18 protein-coding genes are annotated in these 15268 nt (G+C 72.6%); 12 read left to right on the forward strand and 6 right to left on the reverse strand.

What is annotated here, in order from left to right:
- The first annotated feature begins 4 nt into the window (after positions 1 to 4).
- Together ACIA8L_RS36340 and ACIA8L_RS36345 are read left to right on the forward strand one after the other, a co-directional pair.
- A complete protein-coding gene (locus ACIA8L_RS36340) occupies positions 5 to 1720 on the forward strand; it encodes a RecQ family ATP-dependent DNA helicase (RefSeq protein WP_395911691.1) in 1716 nt (571 codons plus the stop codon).
- A gap of 8 nt (positions 1721 to 1728) precedes the next feature.
- Entirely contained in the window at positions 1729 to 2145 is a 417-nt protein-coding gene (locus ACIA8L_RS36345) for a nitroreductase/quinone reductase family protein (protein WP_395911692.1), read from the forward strand.
- Here ACIA8L_RS36345 and ACIA8L_RS36350 read toward each other — a convergent pair.
- The gene (locus ACIA8L_RS36350; RefSeq protein ID WP_395911693.1) at positions 2132 to 2551 is read right to left on the reverse strand and encodes a DUF6980 family protein; all 420 of its coding nucleotides are present in this window, start codon (positions 2549 to 2551) and stop codon (positions 2132 to 2134) included. The genes ACIA8L_RS36345 and ACIA8L_RS36350 overlap by 14 nt on opposite strands.
- 181 nt (positions 2552 to 2732) lie before the next feature.
- On the opposite strand from ACIA8L_RS36350, the gene ACIA8L_RS36355 reads away from it, so the two are divergent.
- Positions 2733 to 3173, forward strand: coding sequence for a hypothetical protein (locus ACIA8L_RS36355; RefSeq protein WP_395911695.1), 441 nt, complete (start codon positions 2733 to 2735; stop codon positions 3171 to 3173).
- Positions 3174 to 3197: 24 nt separating this feature from the next.
- Here ACIA8L_RS36355 and ACIA8L_RS36360 read toward each other — a convergent pair whose 3' ends face one another.
- Positions 3198 to 4058: an ArsR family transcriptional regulator gene (locus ACIA8L_RS36360; protein ID WP_395911697.1), complete on the reverse strand. Its 861-nt coding sequence runs from the start codon at positions 4056 to 4058 to the stop codon at positions 3198 to 3200.
- Positions 4059 to 4123: 65 nt separating this feature from the next.
- Here ACIA8L_RS36360 and ACIA8L_RS36365 point away from each other — a divergent pair, with 65 nt between their 5' ends.
- Positions 4124 to 4921: an isocitrate lyase/phosphoenolpyruvate mutase family protein gene (locus ACIA8L_RS36365; RefSeq protein ID WP_395911699.1), complete on the forward strand. Its 798-nt coding sequence runs from the start codon at positions 4124 to 4126 to the stop codon at positions 4919 to 4921.
- On the opposite strand, the gene ACIA8L_RS36370 is transcribed toward ACIA8L_RS36365, so the two are convergent.
- Positions 4885 to 5715, reverse strand: a complete 831-nt coding sequence (locus ACIA8L_RS36370) for an oxidoreductase (RefSeq protein WP_395911700.1) — start codon at positions 5713 to 5715, stop codon at positions 4885 to 4887. The two genes, ACIA8L_RS36365 and ACIA8L_RS36370, sit on opposite strands and share 37 nt — an antisense overlap.
- Positions 5716 to 5787: 72 nt before the next feature.
- Here ACIA8L_RS36370 and ACIA8L_RS36375 point away from each other — a divergent pair, with 72 nt between their 5' ends.
- Both ACIA8L_RS36375 and ACIA8L_RS36380 read left to right on the forward strand, forming a co-directional pair.
- Positions 5788 to 6699 (forward strand): LysR family transcriptional regulator, encoded by a 912-nt coding sequence (locus ACIA8L_RS36375; RefSeq protein WP_395911701.1) that lies wholly within the window; start codon positions 5788 to 5790, stop codon positions 6697 to 6699.
- A gap of 61 nt (positions 6700 to 6760) precedes the next feature.
- Positions 6761 to 7189: a hypothetical protein gene (locus ACIA8L_RS36380; RefSeq protein ID WP_395911703.1), complete on the forward strand. Its 429-nt coding sequence runs from the start codon at positions 6761 to 6763 to the stop codon at positions 7187 to 7189.
- A 10-nt stretch (positions 7190 to 7199) separates the two neighbouring features.
- Here ACIA8L_RS36380 and ACIA8L_RS36385 read toward each other — a convergent pair whose 3' ends face one another.
- Complete coding sequence (locus tag ACIA8L_RS36385; protein WP_395911705.1) at positions 7200 to 8342, reverse strand: low temperature requirement protein A; 1143 nt, start codon at positions 8340 to 8342, stop codon at positions 7200 to 7202.
- An 81-nt stretch (positions 8343 to 8423) separates the two neighbouring features.
- Here ACIA8L_RS36385 and ACIA8L_RS36390 point away from each other — a divergent pair, with 81 nt between their 5' ends.
- From ACIA8L_RS36390 to ACIA8L_RS36410, 5 genes are read left to right on the forward strand one after another with little or no spacing between them, the layout of a single operon-like run.
- A complete protein-coding gene (locus tag ACIA8L_RS36390; protein WP_395911706.1) occupies positions 8424 to 9023 on the forward strand; it encodes an ArsR/SmtB family transcription factor in 600 nt (199 codons plus the stop codon).
- A gap of 1 nt (position 9024) precedes the next feature.
- Entirely contained in the window at positions 9025 to 9771 is a 747-nt protein-coding gene (locus ACIA8L_RS36395; protein WP_395911708.1) for an SRPBCC domain-containing protein, read from the forward strand.
- A complete protein-coding gene (locus ACIA8L_RS36400) occupies positions 9768 to 11306 on the forward strand; it encodes an MFS transporter (protein ID WP_395911710.1) in 1539 nt (512 codons plus the stop codon). Before ACIA8L_RS36395 ends, ACIA8L_RS36400 begins: the two co-directional genes overlap by 4 nt.
- Positions 11307 to 11363: 57 nt before the next feature.
- Complete coding sequence (locus tag ACIA8L_RS36405; RefSeq protein ID WP_395911712.1) at positions 11364 to 12368, forward strand: LacI family DNA-binding transcriptional regulator; 1005 nt, start codon at positions 11364 to 11366, stop codon at positions 12366 to 12368.
- Positions 12369 to 12373: 5 nt separating this feature from the next.
- The gene (locus ACIA8L_RS36410; protein WP_395911714.1) at positions 12374 to 13027 is read left to right on the forward strand and encodes a pentapeptide repeat-containing protein; all 654 of its coding nucleotides are present in this window, start codon (positions 12374 to 12376) and stop codon (positions 13025 to 13027) included.
- Here ACIA8L_RS36410 and ACIA8L_RS36415 read toward each other — a convergent pair.
- Both ACIA8L_RS36415 and ACIA8L_RS36420 read right to left on the reverse strand, forming a co-directional pair.
- Entirely contained in the window at positions 13020 to 13454 is a 435-nt protein-coding gene (locus ACIA8L_RS36415; RefSeq protein WP_395911716.1) for a YdeI/OmpD-associated family protein, read from the reverse strand. The two genes, ACIA8L_RS36410 and ACIA8L_RS36415, sit on opposite strands and share 8 nt — an antisense overlap.
- A gap of 5 nt (positions 13455 to 13459) precedes the next feature.
- On the reverse strand, positions 13460 to 14575 hold the full coding sequence (locus ACIA8L_RS36420) for a geranylgeranyl reductase family protein (protein WP_395911718.1): 1116 nt from the start codon (positions 14573 to 14575) through the stop codon (positions 13460 to 13462).
- A gap of 128 nt (positions 14576 to 14703) precedes the next feature.
- Here ACIA8L_RS36420 and ACIA8L_RS36425 point away from each other — a divergent pair, with 128 nt between their 5' ends.
- Positions 14704 to 15189, forward strand: a complete 486-nt coding sequence (locus ACIA8L_RS36425) for a beta-class carbonic anhydrase (protein WP_395911719.1) — start codon at positions 14704 to 14706, stop codon at positions 15187 to 15189.
- The last annotated feature ends 79 nt before the right edge of the window (positions 15190 to 15268 follow it).

Consider the following 15268-nt stretch of genomic DNA (forward strand, 5'->3'; position numbering starts at 1 on the left):
CTCGATGAATCTTGTGCCCGCGACGACCCGCCTGCGCCGTGCCGCCCGCCACGAGTTCGGCTGGGAAACGCTCCGCCCCGGACAGCTCCCGCCCATGCGCGCCCTGCTCAAGCAGCGTGACGCACTGGTGGTGTTACCCACCGGCGGCGGAAAATCCGCGATCTACCAGGTGCCGGCGACCCTGATCGCCGGGCCGGCCATTGTCATCTCACCACTCCTGGCCCTCCAGCAGGACCAGATCGCCGGGCTCAACCGCCGCCGGGCCGGGCAGGCGGTGCGGATCAGCTCCGCCGAGACACCTGCCCAGCAGCGCAAGGCCCTCGAGGCGTTGCGGGCCGGGACGGCGCGGTTCCTGTTCATCACGCCCGAGCAGCTGGGCAACCCGGACCGGCTCGCCGAGGTCCGCGCGCTGCGACCTGGCCTGGTCGCCGTGGACGAGGCGCACTGCGTGTCGGCGTGGGGCTACGACTTCCGACCCGACTATCTGCAGCTGGGCCATCTGATCCGGGAACTGGGCCGGCCGCCGGTCGTCGCGCTGACGGCCACGGCGTCACCGCCCGTCCGGGCCGACATCAGCGCCGCGCTCGGGCTGCGCGACCCGTTCGTCCTCGTCGCCGGGCTCGACCGGGCCAACCTGGAGCTCGGGGCCGTGCACTGCACCAGCGAGGACCAGCGCTGGCAGCGCCTCTACGCACAGATACAACAAGAGCAACATCCCGGCATCGTGTACTCCCCCACGCGCGCGATCGCCGAGCAGTACGCGGAGCGCCTCGCCGAGAAGGGCATCCCGGCCGTCGCCTTCCACGCGGGACTGGCCGCGGGCGAACGCAACCGGCGATACGAGGACTTCATGGCCGACCGCATCCCGGTGATGGTCGCCACGAGCGCGTTCGGCATGGGCGTCGACAAGCCCAACATCCGCTGGGTCCACCACGTCGCCCTGCCCGACTCCCCCGACAGCTACCTGCAGGAGATCGGCCGCGCCGGGCGCGACGGCGGCCCGGCCCGCACGATCCTGTTCTTCCGGCCCGAGGACGTGGCCCTGCAGCGGTTCTTCGCCACCGGCGCGCCTGACGCCAAGGAGCTCACCCAGCTCGCCGCGGCGCTGCGCGAGGGGCCCGCGACCCGCACCGGCCTGGCCACCCGCAGCGGGCTGCCGGCCCGCCGGATCACCGCCCTGCTGAGCCTCCTGGAGCAGGTCGGCGCGGTCGAGGTCGGCGCCGGAAACAAGCTGACCGCCCCGCGCTACGCCCCCACGCCGGCCGAGGCCGCGCGGCTCGCCCTGGCCCAGTACGAGCGGCACCAGACGCTGCGCCGGTCGCGGATCGACATGATGCGGCAGTACGCGGAAAGCGCGAACTGCCGCGGCCGGTCCCTGCTGGCCTACTTCGGTGAGCAGGCCGAGACCGCCTGCGGCCACTGCGACAACTGCGCCAACGGCACCGTCGTGGTCGATCCGGTGGTGCCGCGCCTCAGGTGGTACCAGCGAATCTTGCGCAGGAAGAGCACGCCGCTCGTGGCCGCACCGGAGGTAAAGAACCAGACGGAGCACCACGAGCGGCCGTTCCCGGTGTCGAGCGAGGTGCGGCACACGGCGTGGGGCACCGGGACGGTGATGGCCTACGAGCAGGACCGCGTCGTCGTACTGTTCGAGCAGGTCGGGTACAAGACGCTGAGCGTGCCGATCGTGCAGAAGTCGAAACTCCTCGAACCGGTGTAGGGGGCGTCATGGCGGAGATTCCCGCGGACCTCAACGCGGCCAACGCGAAGCTCATCGAGCAGTTCCGGGCGGCCGGGCGCAGGCTCGAGGGCCGGCCACTGCTGCTGCTGACCACGAAGGGGCGGCGCAGCGGCCGGCACTACACGAACCCGATGATGTACGTCCGCCTCGACGACCGGCTCCTCGTCATCGCCTCCGCGGCCGGGGCCGAGCGCGACCCCGACTGGTTTCGCAACCTCGCCGCCGACCCGGCCGTGACGGTCGAGGTCGACGGGGAGGAGTACCCGGCCACCGCCACCCCGGCGACCGGGCCCGACCGCGACGGGCTGTTCACGCGCATCGCCGCGCAGTATCCGTTCTTCGCCGAGCACCAGGCCGGCACCGAGCGGCGGATCCCGGTCGTCGAGCTCGTCAGGCGGGGCTGATCACGCGCTCGGGCTCGACGAACTCCCGCGCCGTGCCGGCCGGCTCGTCCTTGCGCCACCAGGCGTCGCTCTGATACTCCTCCGGCAGTTCGTCCTCCCACGGGTCGAGGCCGAGCCGGTCCATCTCGTCGAACCAGGCGTCCCGCCGCGACTCCGGCAGGCGGGCACCGCACCACGGGCAGAACCCGATCACGACCATGGACGTGCCACCGTCGCGGATCGGCAGGCCGTACTCGTCGAAGCGCGGCATGTAGACGACCACCACGTCCGGGTCGTCCCACGGGTCGAGGTCGTCGTCCGGGTCTTGTTCCAGTTGCGCGCGCAGTCCGTCGCAGCAGTGTCGTAGCACCGCAGGAGTATGCACCGGCCCCGCCCCCGCGACGAAAACTGGCTGATCAGCTGTCATGTGGGGGATAGTTCCGGCCGCCGGGGCCGGGCTACGCTCCCCGCCAGCAAGCCGAAACAACGCGTCAGGCCGCTGGCACGTTTCCGGGATTCCGAGCCATCGGCCCCCGCCTAACGTGGATCTCGCAAGGCCCGGCACCACATAGACCAGCACATACCACCCCGTGAAAGGGATCCGCGACATGAGCGACTACGAGACCGGCGACACCGGCGCGACGGGCCACGACGTCGACTACGGCCAGTACGAGGCCGGCCAGGAGAGCGCCCAGCTCGACCAGCTCCACCAGGCCAGCGGCTCCGAGGCCGACGCGCAGTCGCAGTTCGGCGTGTACGAGCAGGACCACCACGCCCAGGAGTCGACGGACTTCTCGACCGGCAGCCACACCGAGTACGACCAGCCGGCGGCCGTGCACTACTCGGAGGACAACTTCACCAACTACAGCCACAACCAGTCCGAGGACGACCACGTCTTCGCGGCCGAGGGCTCGGAGTCGTCGCACCAGGCCGAGTTCAACGAGCTCGACGCGCTGGAGCAGAAGTTCGACGCCGCGTTCGCCCGGGGCACCGAGGTGCACGTCGAGGGCGACGGCGGCCAGGCCGAGCTTGGCAGCGCTTCGAACTGACACCTGGTTGACACCGGCCGGCGCCTAGTCTTCTGGGCGTCGGCCGTTGGCGTTGAGGAGGGCTTCGGCGGCCGCCGTCCGGAAGTTCAGGACGCTGCGTCCCGCGCGGTGCGCGCGGACCAGCCCGGCCGCACGGAGGACCGAGAGATGCTGCGAGACGCCACCCGGGGTGAGGCCCGTCCGACCGGCCAGGTCCGTCGTCGAGGCCGGGGCCGCCAGCTCGGTCAGGAGCTTGGCCCGGGCCCGCCCGACCAGCGCGCCGAGTGCGTCGATGTCGGCGCCCGAGGTGGGCTCCCAGAGCGCCCCGATCCCCCGCGCGGGGTAGGCCAGCTGCGCCTCGACGTCGAAGACCGTGAGCACCGTCGGCCAGACGAACACCGACGGGATAAGCACCAGGTCGCCGCCGTTCGCGACGTCGGGGGCCGTGCACCAGCGGTGCAGCACCGACAACGTGCCGTCGGCGAAGGACACGTTGGCGTGCAGGTCGTTGAGCAGCCCGCCCACCCCGTCGGCGGCCAGGGTCCGGGCCCGGGCGTGGACCTCGGCCTCCAGGAGCGCTCGGATACGCGGCCAGTGCGGGGCGACGGCGATCGCGAAATACTCCCGCAGCCCGTCGGCCACGGGCGCCGGCAGCAGCGCCAGCTCCTCGTCGAGCTCCGGAAACGGCCCGGGCGGCTTCGGCGTCAGGTAGTCGGGGATCGCGGCCGGAAACGGCGGCACGTCGATGGGCGGCTTCAGGTGCCGCAGCCGGGCCGCCCACGGGAGATGGATCGCGTGCGCGGCGGGGTTCCGAAGCACGCGCAGGCTCGCGATCGTCTCCCACAGCGGCGACACCGCGAACCGGATGCGCGCGACCGCGGACGCCGACAGGCCGATCGAGACCACGGATACGAATTTAGCCCTCGCTGAAACGTTGGGGCGACCCCTCGAAAGGCGGAAGGATGTCCCGCATGACTGACCGCGCCGCCCGTTTCCATGCCCTGCACACCGCCACCGGACCGCTCGTGCTCGCCAACGCCTGGGACCCCGCCTCCGCCCGCGTCATCGCGGCTGCCGGCGCGCCCGCCGTCGCGACCACCTCCGCCGGTGTGGCGTGGACCCTCGGCGCCCCCGACGGCGACGTCCTCGACCGCGACCGGGCCCTCGAGCACCTGGCCCGGATCGTCCGCGCCGTCCCGGCCGACCTGCCCGTCACCGCCGACATCGAGTCCGGCTTCGGCGCCACCCCGGCCGACGTCGCCGAGACGATCCGCGGTGTCGTCGCGGCCGGCGCCGTCGGCGTCAACATCGAGGACAGCGCCAAGGTCGGCGACGGCGTCGGCCTGCGTGACGTCGCCGGCCAGCAGGAGCGGATCGCCGCCGCCCGGGCCGCCGCCCCGGACCTCTACATCAACGTGCGGATCGACACCTACTTCCGCGGCAAGCCGGAGGAGACCGTGGCCCGGGCGGAGGCCTACCTGGCCGCGGGGGCGTCCGGGATCTTCGTGCCCGGCGTCGCCGACGCCGACACGATCGGGAGCCTGGCCAAGGCGATCCCGGCGCCGCTGAACGTCCTCGCCCAGCCGGGCACGCCGCCGGTGGCCGAGCTCGCCGCCCTCGGCGTGGCCCGGGTCAGCCTCGGGTCGTGGATCGCCGAGGCCGCCTACGCCGTCGCGCGGAAGGCCGCGGCCGAGGTCTACGGGTCGGGGACCTACACGGCCCTGGCCGACTCCTACGACTTCGGGGAGCTCAACTCGCTGATGTCGTAGTCGGTGGAGCGGCTCAGCCGCTCCCACTTCGCCAGATCCTCCCGCAGCCAGGTGTGGTGGGCGCGGATCGCGTCCACCGCATCGGAGCCCAGGGCCAGGCGCAGCGGCGCGTCCGGGGCGTCGAGCAGGGTCAGGATCGCCCGGGCGGCCTTCGCCGGGTCGCCGGGCTGGGCGCCGTCCATCGACTCGACCGCGGCCCGGGTCGCGGCCGTCGTCTCCGCGTAGGCGGGCAGTCGCGGCGAGCGGTGCAGGCCCGCACCGCCGAAGCCGGTCCGGAAGGCGCCCGGCTCGACGATGTGCACGCGCACGCCCAGGGCGGCGACCTCGGCGTACAGCGCCTCGGAGACGGCCTCGAGCGCGAACTTCGCCGCGCAGTACGCTCCGAAGGCCGGCATCGTCAGCTGCCCGCCCATCGACGAGATCTGCACGATCGCGCCGCGGCCCCGGGTCCGCATGTGCGGCAGGACGGCCTGGGTCAGGGCGACCGCGCCGAAGAACATGACGTCCATGAGCGCCCGCAGGTGCTCCGGCTCGATCTCCTCGACCGCGCCGACCGACCCGTGGCCGGCGTTGTTGACGAGCACGTCGATCGACCCGAACTCCTCGACCGTCCTCGCCACCGCGGCGGCGATCGAGCCGGCGTCGGTCACGTCGAGCCGGGCCCGGTCCGGGAACTCGGTCAGCGCCTCGGGGTCGCGCGCGGTCGCCATGACCCGGTCCCCCGCGGCGAGGGCGGCCCGGGCCAGCGCCGCCCCGAACCCGGACGAGCACCCGGTGATCAGCCAGTTTCGCATGCGTCCGAGTCTGGTCCGGGGCCCTGCGCCGCGACCAACACACGCTCCCGGATGCGGTTACAGTCAGAGCCTGTGAGCCCGTCCGTGCCAAGACCAGAACTGCGGCAGCTCCGGTACTTCGTGACCGTCGCCGAGCATTTGAGCTTCACGACCGCGGCGCGGGACCTGCACCTCGCGCAGCAGTCGCTCTCCCAGCAGATCGCCGCCCTCGAGCGGACCGTCGGCGCCCGGCTCCTCGACCGCGACACCCGCGGCACCCGGCTCACCGAACCGGGCCGGCTGTTCCTCGCCGAGGCCCGCGCCGTCCTCGAAGCCGCCGACCGCGCCGTCGCCGTGGCGAGGCGGGCCGCCGCCGGCGAACTCGGCCGGCTGCGGCTGGGCTTCCTCGCCTCCGTCGCCAACTACATGCTGCCGCTGGTCGTCCGGGCCGGCCGCGAACACCTCCCCGACGTCGAGGTCACCACCGCCGACGTGGCCGTCGGCCCGCTCGTCACCGGCCTGCGCGACGGCCGGTTCGACCTGGCCTTCACCCGCCCGCCGCTCGTCGCGGACCTGCGGGTGCGGGTGCTGGCCCGGGAGCCGGTGTGCGCGGTCCTCCCGGCCGGGCACCGCCTCGCCGACCGGCCCGAGCTGGCCCTGGCCGAGCTGGCCGCGGACCCGTGGGTGCTCACCCCGCGCTCGTCGTGGCCGCCGTGGCACGAGCAGTACGACCGGGACTTCGCCGCCGCCGGTTTCGCCCCGGACGTGGTGCAGCGCGCGGCGACGGTACCCAACCTGCTCGGCCTCGTCGCCGCCGGTGTCGGCGTGACCAGGCTGGCCGCGTCGGCCCGGACCCTGCGCGACACCGGCGTCGTGTTCGTCCCCATCACCGGCGCCGAAGCCGAGACGGTGGCCGCCTGGCACACCCTGTCCCCCGCCGCCGAACGCCTGATCGGCCTGCTCGCCGACCTGGCCGGAACGACCGACTTCACCACGGCCGGGTAGCCGCGACGTCCGGTGCGTTCGGGGGTTGGTCGCCCCGGCCGCCCCGGGCGACAATCCGGGGGTGACACTGCCCGTGCCGTACAGCGGAAGCCCGGTCTACAACGGCCCCGACGTCCAGATCGGCGACGTCCGCGCCGACGGGGTGGCGATCTACACCCCGGTGGGCGTGTGGCCCGTCCGCGGCAGCCGCTGGATGGTGGTCGCACAGCCGATCCCGATCTCGACCACCGCCGGCTGGGGCATCGGCCTGGCCGTGACCTGCGCGATCCTGGCCGTGCTGTTCTCGGTCTTCACCTGCGGCCTGAGCCTGTTCCTGCTGTTCGGCCTGTTCTTCCTGACCGCCCGCACCCACACGATGTCCGGCCCGTTCGTCGTCTCGATCCAGTCGGGCCCGTACCACTACCTGGCGCAGGAGGTCGTGTACTCCCCGCTCCACGTGGCCGAGGCCATCCAGCGCGTCAACTTCGCCCAGGCCCTCGCCGCACGGTGACGATCGCGGGTCAGCGGCCGAAGTCGTGGATCTGCGTGGTCCGGGTGACGCGGACCGTGCGGAGGTCGCGGGTGATCGAGGCGGCCATCATGATCAGGAGGACGGCGGCCAGCTGGGCTACCGCCAGCCAGTGGCCCAGCGGGATCGCGGCCAGGACGGCGGCCGCGGCGACGAGGCGGTAGGCGCCGCCGGGCAGGCGCATCAGGCGTAGGAACCAGGCGTGGCCCAGCAGGAAGACGGCCACGCCCGCGCTCAGGCAGACGGCGCTCGACCAGTGCATCGGCTCCAGGGCGTGGGCTACGGACAGTTCGACGCCCACGGCCGTGCCGACGATGCCGGCCAGCAGGATCACGTGGGCGTAGCCGTAGGCGAACACGGCCAGTCTCGCCTTGCGGGCCGGGTCCTGCTCGGCGTGCAGGGCGTGCTCGGCGCGGGACTCGTCGCCGGAGAAGTACGTCCAGTACAGGTAGTACGCGATCGCCAGGCCCAGGATCGCCACCGCCAGGGTGCCCGCGTCGAGTTCGGCCTCGCGGAAGGCCAGGCCGATCGCGACGACCGACTCGCCGATGGCGACGATCACGACGAGGCCGTGGCGCTCCGCGAAGTGGCCGGCCTCGATCGTCCAGGCGCCCATGCGCTGCAGGTAGGGGGCGATGATGATCACGAGGAGGGCGGCGCTCCACAGGAAGATCCGGGCGTTGCCGTCCATGAAGCCGCCGACCAGGACGGCCACCGCGGTGACGCCGTTGAGCGGGGCCAGGTTGGTGATGGCCTTGACGATCGAGACATTGTCGTCGGCGTGCAGGAACAGCACGCTGTGCACGACCGTGACGATGAGGTAGCCCACGCCGAACGCCCAGCCGTTGCCGTCGAACGCCTCCGGGATGGCCAGGGAGATGATCAGGAAGCCGATCATGCCGGTCAGCAGCAGGGTGCGGCGCAGCGTGCTGCTCGGGGCGACGGCGTTGGTGAGCCAGTTGTACCCGGCGTACATCCACCAGATCAGCCCCAGCATCAGGGCGACCTGGCCGGTGTGGGCCCAGTCGACGTGATGCACGAGCACCGACGCCAGCTGGGTCACGGTGAACACGAAGACCAGATCGAAGAAGAGTTCGATCGTCGACACCCTGGGGCCGCGCACCTCGCCAGTCACAAGCGAGCACACTAGCGGTACCCCCCACCGAAAAGTTTTTTTGTCTTGACAAGAGAAGTTGTCCAGCTCTACGGTTGTCGCATGTTCGAAGTGGGAGTCATCGAGGAGCCGGCGGCGGCCGAGGTCGCGCTCGACCCGGTGCGGGCGCGGCTGCTCGGTCTGCTGGCCGAGCCGCACTCGGCGACCAGCCTCGCGGCGCTGCTGGACCTGCCGCGACAGAAGGTCAACTACCACCTCAAGACGCTCGAGGCGCACGGCCTCGTCGAGCTGGTCGAGGAGCGGCGCAAGGGCAACATGACCGAGCGGGTCCTGCGCGCCACCGCCGCGTCGTTCGTCATCTCGCCCGTCGCCCTGGCCGCCGTCCAGCCCGACCCGGCCCGCTCCCCCGACCGGCTCTCCGCCCGCTGGCTGCTCGCCCTCGCCGCCCGGCTGGTCAAGGAGACCGGGCAGCTCATCACCGGCGCGGCCAGGGCCGGCCAGCCGGTCGCCACCTTCGCCCTCGACGGCACCGTCCGGTTCGCCTCCGCGGGCGACCGGGCCGCCTTCGCCCAGGAGCTCACGGCGGCCGTCGCCGCGCTCGTCAGCCGCTACCACGACGACAACGCCCCCGGCGGCCGCGAGCACCGGGTCATCGTCGCCATCCATCCGAGCATCACCAAGAACCAGACCGAGGAGTCCTGACATGTCCGAGACCCACGAGTTCGAGCTGACCCACGACATCGACCTCGCCGCGACGCCCGAGCAGGTGTGGGCGGCCATCGCCACCGGGCCCGGCATCGACTCCTGGTTCATGGGGCGCAACGAGGTCGAGCCCCGCGTCGGCGGCGAGGCCCGCATGGCGATGCCCGGCTTCGACTCCACCGCGACCATCACCGCCTACGAGCCGGGCCGGCACTTCGCCTACCGCGGCCCGGCCGCCGAGGACGGCACGTTCATGGCGTTCGAGTACCTCATCGAGGCCCGCGACGGTGGCTCGACCGCGCTGCGGCTGGTGCACAGCGGCATCCTCGGTGCGGACTGGGAGTCGGAGTACGACGCGCTGCGCAAGGGCAACCCGCTGTATCTGCGCACGCTCGGGGAGTACCTGCGGCATTTCCAGGGTCGTCACGCGGTGCCGGTGGCCGCGTTCGGGCCGCAGCAGCCCGATCAGGACGTGGTGTGGGCCGGCATCACCCGCGCCCTGCACCTCAGCAAGGACGTGCAGGAGGGTGACGAGGTCCGGCTGACGCTGGACGGCCGGGAGATCCGCGGCGTCGTCGACGTCGCGCTGGAGCCGAGCTTCCTCGGGGTCCGCACCGACGACGCGCTGCTGCGCTTCGTCGGCCGCAACGGGTTCATCCTGACCGGCCACCACATCTTCGCCGACGTCGAGCAGGCCCAGGCCGAGCAGGCGTGGGGCGGCTGGCTCGCGGCGGTGTTCCAGTCATGAACCGGCGCAACCCGTGGGTCGGCCTGGCCGTGCTCGCCCTGCCGACCCTGCTGCTCTCGCTCGACGTGTCCGTGCTGTATCTGGCCCTGCCGAAGGTCAGCGCCGATTTGCACGCCGACGCCACCGAGCAGCTGTGGATCCTCGACATCTACTCGTTCATGCTGGCCGGGTTCCTCGTCACGATGGGCGCGCTCGGCGACCGGATCGGCCGGCGCCGGCTGCTGCTCACGGGCGCGGTCGCGTTCGGGGTGGCGTCCGTCGCCGCCGCCTACGCCACCACCCCGGCGACGCTCATCGCGGCCCGGGCCGCCCTCGGGGTCGCCGGCGCCACGCTGATGCCCTCGACGATGGCGCTGATCCGCAACATGTTCCCCGACCCGAAGCGGATGGGCGTCGCGATCGGCGCCTGGTTCGCCTGCTTCATGGGCGGCATGACCCTCGGCCCGATCGTCGGCGGGCTGCTCCTGGAGCACTTCTGGTGGGGCTCCGCGTTCCTGCTCGGCGTGCCGTTCATGGTCCTGCTGCTGATCGCCGGGCCGGCCCTGCTCCCCGAGTACCGCCCGGAGCGGCCCGAGCACCCGATCGACCTGCTCAGCGTCGCCCTGTCCCTGGCCGCGATCCTGCCGGTGATCTGGGGCCTGAAGGCCCTCGCCCGCGACGGCGTGTCCCCGGCGGCACTGGGCGCGGTCGCGGCCGGCGCCGTCTTCGGCGCGCTGTTCGTGCGCCGCCAGCGGTCCCTGCCCGACCCGCTGCTCGACCTGCGCCTCTTCGCCAGCCGGGTGTTCAGCACGGCGCTCGGGATCATGCTGCTGGGCGGGGTCGTGATGGCCGGGCTCTCGCTGGTCGCCAGCCTTTACCTGCAGAACGTGGCCGGGCTTTCACCCCTGGCCGCGGGGGTACTGCTCATTCCCCAGAACATCGCCATGATCCTCGGCTCGCTCGCCGCCCCGGTGCTGGCCCGACGCCTCCCGGCGGCCACGGTGACGGCCATGGGTCTCACCGCCTCCGGCCTCGGCCTGGCGGTCGTGGCCCTGGTCGGCCCGCACAGCACCGGGCTCCTGGTCGTAGGCCTGGTCCTGGCGTCCGTCGGCATCTCGTTCCCGATGGCGCTGACGATGAACCTCATGATGGCCGCGGCGCCCCCGGAGAAGGCCGGGTCGGCGGCGTCCATCTCCGAGACGAGCGGCGAGTTCGGGATCGCTGTGGGGATCGCGACCCTCGGCAGTTTGGCTTCTCTGGTGTACCGCACGACGCTCGACCTGCCGCCCGACGCTCCCGGCGCGGCCCGCGACAGCCTCACCGACGCCCTCGCCACCGGCCTGCCCGAGGTGGCCGCCGCGGCCCGCGCCGCCTTCACCACCGGCCTGAACGCGGTCGGCGTCGTCGGCGCCGTGATCTTCCTCGGCCTGGCGATCACCGCCGCGTCGACCCTGCGGAACCCGGCGAATCCCCCGACCGGCGATCAATCCGAAAAGTCCGATCACGAAGTGCCGGACGGTTCGAAGAGCGCCCCGGAGCTGGCTCCCGCCGAATGATCGCAACTTGCACAACGGTGCGCCGCCGATGTTGATCGGCGGCGTTATCGTGCGCCTGTGAAGCGTCGGGGGATGCGGGATGTGGCGGCTGCGGCTGGGGTGTCGGTGAGCACGGTCGCCAACGTGCTCAACAATCCCGGTGTTGTCGCGGAGGGTACGCGGCGGCGGGTCGAGGGGGCCATGGCCGAGATCGGGTTCGTGCGCAGCGCGGCCGCGCGGCAGTTGCGGGGGCTGCCCAGCCGGCTCGTCGGGTCCGTGACCCTGGACCAGAGCAACCCGTTCTACGCCGAGCTCAACCGCGGCATCGAGGACCATCTCGACGAGGCCGGCTGCATGCTCCTCGCGTGCAGCACCGACCAGCGGGGCGACAAGGAGCTGCGGGTCCTGCAGCTGCTGGAGGAGCACTCGCCGCGCGGGGTCATCATCACGCCGACGGGGGCGAACCCGGGGCGGCTCGCGGCGGTCAGCGGGCGGGGCACGCCGGTGGTGCTGCTCGACGCGCGGCAGGACGGGGCCGACCTGTGCGCGGCCGCCGTCGACCACGTCCTCGGCGGGCGGCTCGCCGGGGAGCACCTGCTCGGGCTCGGGCACCGGCACATCGCGTTCCTCACCGCCGGCGACGACATCGAGCCGGTGCGGGAGCGGCGGGCCGGGCTCGCCGCGGCCCTCGAGGACGCCGGTGCGCCACCTCCGGTCGGGGTGCGGGCGGCGGAGGCGGGCTTCTCAGCCGGTACCGATGCCGCCGTCTCGAAGCTTGTGCACTTCGACCCGAAACCGACGGCCGTCGTGTGCGTCAACGACATCGCGGCCCTGGCCGTGATCCGGGCACTGCAGGCGCGGGGGCTGCGGGTCCCCGGCGACATGTCCGTGGTCGGCTACGACGACCTGCCGTTCGCGGCGCACGTCCGCCCGGCGCTGACGACGATCGCGCGGCCGATCCGCGCGCTGGGCCGGGTCGCCGCCGAGCTCCTCCTCGCCGAGGGCCCGGCCGGGCACCGGCACCGGGAGCTGATGTTCGCGCCGCGGCTGGTCGTGCGGGCCACCACGGGGCGGATAGGGTGAGCCGCATGCCCGTCGCCCAGTCGCTGCCGGACCTGCCCTACGCCGCCTACCTGCGGGCCCACCCGGACGGCGAGGCCCTGGAGCACGACGGGAACTACACCGAGGTGCACTTCGACGCGACGGTGCTCGAGGGTGGCGAGGCGACCAGCGCCAAGTTCATCGAGTCGGCGTTCACCGGGGTCAGCCTGGCCGACGTCGGCCTGGAGCGGGCCCGGTTCAGCGACGTGTGGCTGAGCCGCAACCGGTGGGTCGGTGTCCGCCTCGCCGACGCCGAATGGCTCGACGTGGCCGTCCTCGACAGCGTGCTCGCGGGGGTACAGGCCTACAGCTCGCGGCTGCGCCGGGTCACGTTCCGCGGCTGCAAGATCGACACGCTGAACCTGCGCGGCGCGACCCTCGCCGATGTCGTGTTCGAGGACTGCGAGCTCAACGAGCTCGACTGCGCCGGGGCCAGCCTGACGAACGTCACGTTCACCGGGAGCGCCCTGCGCAATGCCCGGTTCTCCCAGGTCAAGTGCAAGAAGGTGGACTTCCGCGGCGCCCGCGAGCTCGACGTCGCCGACGGGGCCGACTCGCTGCGCGGCGCGACCGTCGACGAGCGGCAGCTCATGGAGCTCGGGCCCGCGCTCGCCGCCGCCCTCGGGATTCAGGTCAAGTAAGCGTCTCGAGCACCTTCGCGACGCGGCGCTCCCGGGTCGCGGCCGTCTTCGCGCCCTCCACCGACAGCACGTGGGCCCGCCGGCCGCTGTACGACAGCGCGTCGAACGCCGCCCGCGCGGCCGGCTCGGCGTCCAGGGCCGCGGCCAGGTCGGCCGGCACCTCCACCGTCCGCGGCGCCGTGTCCAGCTCCACGTCGACGTCGACCTCGTCGCCGGCCGCGATCCCGGCGCCGGCCCGCACCTCCGCCGAGACCGGCAGCATCGACCGGCCACCCATCGAACCGACCGAGCTGCGATAGGTGTACCCGTTGATCGTCACCGCGACCTTGGGCTTCTTCCCGGCCCCGAGCGCGCCCAGCACCTCGTCCGGCACCGGCAGGCCCGTCGCCGTCTTGCCGTTGCGTTCGAGCACCGCGCGGAATCTCATGGTCATCAGCCAAGCAGGCGCAGCGCCTGCCGTACAGGGAAACGTTCGACGGTGTCCTCGAACGACGTCTCCCCGAGGCAGAACCGTTCGAACATCCGCCACCCCGGCGGCGTGCGCAGGATCGTGTGGAACAGCGCCGGGCGGCGGCTGAACGCGGCCAGCAGCCGGGCACCGGCCCGCATCGTCGGGACCAGCGTCGCGTGGACGTCACGCTCATACCGCAGCAGGTCCCCGTCCGCGGCCGCCGCCCCCGCGAGCGCGCCGGAGCGGGTGGCGAAGCTGATCCCCTCCCGGGTCCACGGTTCGAGCAGCCCCGCGGCATCCCCGGCGACGAGGATGTTGCCTTTGCGCAATGGGCTCTGGGGGGTACGGCAACGCGTCAGATGCCCCGAGTCGTGCACGGGCTCGATATCGCGCAGCCGCAGTCGTTCGAGGAACGAGCGGAGGTAGGCCTTGGTCCGCTCGCCGTCGCCCCGGGCCGCGATGACGCCGACGGTCAGCAGATCACCCTTCGGGAACACCCACGCGTAGGAGCCGGGCAGCGGGCCCCAGTCGATGAGCAGCCGCCCCTTCCACCGCGCCTGGAGGTCCGCGTCGATCGGCAGCTCCACCTCCAGGCCGAGGTCGACCTGCCCGTACTCGACGCCGACCAGCCGCGCCGTGATCCCCGACGACCCGTCCGCGCCGATCGCCGCCGACGCCGTGACCTCCTCGCCGCCGGCGAGCCGGATGCGCACCTCGCCGCCGCCCTGCTCGACGGCCTTGACCGCGGTCGCCTGCCGTACCGTCGCGCCCGCCTGTTCGGCCGCACTTCGCAGGGCGTCGTCGAACTCGGGGCGGCGCACCATCGTCAGCAGCGGCCGGTCCTTCGTCGACCGGCTGAACGGGGAGCGCCCGTCGTTGGTGAACTCGGCCCGCTCGATCCGGTCGTCGGCCGGGATGTCGATGCGGCCCTCGACGGCCGCGACGGAGTGCCCGATCAGCCCGCCGCCGCACGTCTTGTACCGCGGGTGCGTCGCCTTCTCCAGGACCAGGGTCCGCGCACCCCGGCGCGCGGACTCGTACGCCGCCGAGAGCCCGGCCGGCCCGCCACCGATGATCGCCACGTCCCACGCCGTCACGGCGACCTACCTTACTGGCTGCCGGACCGGTTACCGGCGATTGACCTCACCCGTCCGGGCCGGGTGACTTTGGCCTCGTGTGACCAAGACATCAGCCGTTCGGGTGACGAATCTGCTTCACTCGGTTCATGTCCGCGATCGACCACCTGATCCACGCCAATGCCCGGTATGCCGAGACGTTCCCGGGTCCCCGGCCCCTGCGGCCCAAGCTGCGCCTGACGGTGATCGCCTGCATGGACTCGCGGCTCGACCTGTTCGGCGCCCTCGGCCTCGAGATCGGCGACGCCCACCTGATCCGCAACGCCGGCGGCCTGCCGACCGAGGAGGTGCTGCGCTCCCTGGCGATCAGCCAGCGCAAGCTCGGCACCCGCGAGGTCGTGCTGATCCACCACACGGAGTGCGGCATGGAGGGCTTCGACGACCCCGACTTCCGGGCCGAGCTCGCGCAGACCGGCGTCAACCCGACGTGGGACGTGCCCGGCTTCACCGACCTGCACGACACGATGCGCCAGTCGATCCGCACCGTTCGCGAGTGCCCGTGGATCCCGCATCGCGAGGACGTGCGCGGCTTCATCTTCGACGTCGCCACCGCCAAGATCGACGAGGTTGTCTGACCACGGACGGTGTTTGACCCCTTACCGCCATTTTCGTAGGACGGGGGTCGGGCCAAGGGATCTGGCGTATCCGGATCGG

Origin of the sequence: Dactylosporangium sp. NPDC051541, assembly GCF_044454505.1 — a bacterium.
Lineage (GTDB): Bacteria > Actinomycetota > Actinomycetes > Mycobacteriales > Micromonosporaceae > Dactylosporangium.